This window comes from Acidobacteriota bacterium (genome assembly GCA_034211275.1).
In the GTDB taxonomy this organism is placed as follows: domain Bacteria; phylum Acidobacteriota; class Thermoanaerobaculia; order Multivoradales; family JAHZIX01; genus JAGQSE01.
This window is the reverse complement of record JAXHTF010000340.1, coordinates 1-2,833: the sequence shown is the minus strand read 5'-3', so window position 1 is coordinate 2,833 and position 2,833 is coordinate 1. Positions and strand designations below refer to the sequence as shown.

The 2,833-nt window shown below is 69.5% G+C and carries 3 protein-coding genes; 1 reads left to right on the top strand and 2 read right to left on the bottom strand.

The features are described from left to right. Window positions 1-371: DUF3014 domain-containing protein (locus SX243_25735; GenBank protein ID MDY7096392.1), on the top strand; the 371-nt coding region annotated here is incomplete at its 5' end. A 15-nt stretch (window positions 372-386) separates the two neighbouring features. Here the strand turns inward: SX243_25735 and SX243_25730 are convergent. Both SX243_25730 and SX243_25725 read right to left on the bottom strand, forming a co-directional pair. Further along, window positions 387-1,454 (bottom strand): tRNA pseudouridine(13) synthase TruD, encoded by a 1,068-nt coding sequence (locus tag SX243_25730; protein ID MDY7096391.1) that lies wholly within the window; start codon window positions 1,452-1,454, stop codon window positions 387-389. Window positions 1,455-1,511: 57 nt separating this feature from the next. Beyond that, on the bottom strand, window positions 1,512-2,833 hold a 1,322-nt coding region (locus SX243_25725), incomplete at its 5' end, for an NCS2 family permease (GenBank protein ID MDY7096390.1).

Here is a 2,833-nt window from a genome sequence, read left to right as displayed (position 1 = left end):
TGCCGCACATCGACCCCGCCAGCTACCGGCGCTACGACCGGCTGACGGAGGTCTTCGTATCGCTGGACAGCGAGCAGGCGGCGGAGCTCTACGGACAATTCAAGCCGCTGATTCAGCAGGCCTATGAGGATCTGGGCTACCCGGACCGGGACTTCGACCGCACCCTGCAGCGGGCCATCCGTCAGCTGCGCTCGGCGCCGGTACCGGAAGGGGACGTGGCCCTGACGCCGCGAGTCCTGACCTACGCCTACTCGGATCCGGAGCTCGAATCCCTACCCCCGGCTCAGCGCAGCCTGCTGCGCACCGGTCCGGAGAACACCCGCCGCATCCAGGCCAAGCTGGCGGAGCTGGAAGCGGCGCTGGATCTTTGAGCCTCCGCTGCCCCTCTACCCCATCGGCCCCTCTTCATAACCGGTGGGAAAGAGTAGCCCCAACAGCGCCGTGGCGTAGGAACCAGCGGGGAGGAAGAAGCGCAGCTCCAAATCCTTTCCACCACCCTCTCCCAGCTCCCCATCTGAAGAGAGCACCTCCAACGACACCTGCCGCAGCCGCGCCCGCAGGCTGCGCCGCTCGCCGGTGAGCCGCAGCTCCCGGGCTCCGGGGAGAGCCTCTAGATCCGCCACCCCGAGCTCCTCCAGGACCTGCCTCTCCAGCTCCGCCACCGCGCCCTCGGGACGGGCCACTTTGCTGCCGAAGAGCGGGCCCGTGGGACTGACGGCGAAGCGTTCCAGCCGCGGCGCCAGGGAGGCCGGATCGTCCACCGGGATCAGCCGGCCGCTGCCGTGGGCGATGGCCAGATCCCCCGGCAGCAGCTCGTGGCAGGGCGCCGGACGGCGGTCCAAAATCCGATTGAAGGCCAGGGCTTGCACCGCGCTGACCAAGAATCCTCGTTTCCGTCGACTGGGCTCCCGGCCCCCTGCCTCCGCCTCGCCCCGCAGTACCGCCAGCCCGCGCTCCACGTTCCTGCCGCCGTGGCCGAAACGCTGGTCGCCGAAGCGGTTGGGCATGCCGTGGGCCTCGGCTTCTTCCAACCTGTGGCGAGCCTCCGCCATCAGCTCCTCCGCCACTCCCCGCACCCGAATGCGGAAACGGTTCCCCGCCAGCTCGCCGAGGCGCAGCCGGGCATTGCCCGCTTCCGCCCTCAGAATCTCCACGCCGTCCATCTCCAGCTCCGGGGCCCGCTCCCGGGGCCAGCGGGGCACCGACAGCCATTGCCGGGTCACGCCGTGGCGATCCTTGCGGCCGGCGAAGCCCACCTGCCCGGCGGCGACACCGGCGCGCCGTGCCATCTCCCGGGCCACCGCGGCGGTGTCCACCCCGCGCTTTTCGATCCAGAGATAGAGGTGCTCACCGCGCCCGGCGGGAGCCGACCGGGGCACCTCCTCGACCTCGAAATCCTCCACACGCTCACGGATGCGGGGCCGCCCTGGGGAGCTTTCGGACTCGTTCTTCATGACTGTTTACTCATCGCTGAGGAGAGCTCGGTGGGTCGATTTGCAGCCGGTCCATCGTCAAAGGGGGAGAAGGGCGTAGCGGAGGATGATCAGCACCGCCAGCAGATAGATCAGCCACGGCACTTCCTGCCGCCGGCCGGCGGCGGTCTTGACCAGAGCGAAGGCGACGATGCCGGCGGCGAGACCGTGGGTGATGTTGAAGGAGAGGGGCATGAGCACCGCGGTGAGAAAGGCGGGCAGGGCTTCCGTGGTGTCCCGCCAGTCGATCTCCCGCACCGCCCGCACCATCATGGATCCCACCAGGATCAGCGCCGGAGCGGTGATGGGATTGGCGCCGCCGCCGGTGCCCTGCCCCACCACCGCCACCAGGGGGGTGGCGAACGGTGCCAGCAGAAAGAGACCGGCGGTGACGAAGTTGGCGACCCCGGTGCGCGCTCCGACGGCAACGCCGGCGCCGCTCTCGATGAACGAGGTCACCGTCGAGGTGCCGAAGAGAGCGCCGGCGGCGCTGCCCACCGAGTCCGCCGTCAGGGCCCGGTCGATGCCCGGCAGCTCCCCCTCCTCATCCAGCAGATCCGCCTCGTAGGCCACTCCCAAGAGAGTCCCCAGGGTGTCGAAGAGATCGAAGAAGAGGATCACCAAGATCAGCGGCAGATAGCGCAGCTGCAGCGCCCCCAGCAAGTCGATCTGCAACCCCGGCAGGTCCCCCGACGGCAGCGAGAAAAAGCTTTCCGGCCACGGCACCATCCCCAAGACCAACGCTGCCACCAGGGCGAAGAGCAAGCCCCAGAAGATGGCGGTGGAGATGCCGGCGGCGGCGAGACCGGCGGCCAAGGCCAGGGCCACCAGGGTGAGCACCGCCGGCGCCGCGGTGAGATCCCCCAGGGTCACCATGGTGTTGGCATCGGCCTGCACCAACGTTCCCTGCTGCAGACCGATGAAGGCGATGAACAGCCCGATGCCCACCGCCCCGGACAGCCGCAGTACCTTGGGCACCGCCCGCACCAAGCGCTTGCGGGCACCGGACACGGTGAGCCCGACGAACAGGACACCGGCCCAGAAGACCAACCCCAGGGCGGTCTGCCAAGGCACGCCGGCGCCGAGGCAAACGCTGTAGGCAAAGAAGGCGTTGAGCCCCATGCCCGGCGCCAGGGCGATGGGATAGTTGGCCACCCACCCCATGAGCAGGGTGGCGAAAGCGGCGCTCAGGCAGGTGGCCAGCACCGCCCCCTCCAGGGGCATGCCGGCGGCGGTGAGAAAGATCGGGTTGACCGCCACGATGTAGGCCATGGTGAGGAAGGTGGTGAGCCCTCCCAAGGCCTCCCGACGCAGCGTCGACCCCGCCGCCTCCACCCCCAGACGGCGGCTCAGGGCGGCCA

Coding starts and splice junctions, on each gene's coding strand:
- SX243_25730 (MDY7096391.1), bottom strand. CDS start 1,454: ATGAAGAACGAGTCCGAAAGCTCCCCAGGGCGGCCCCGCATCCGTGAG.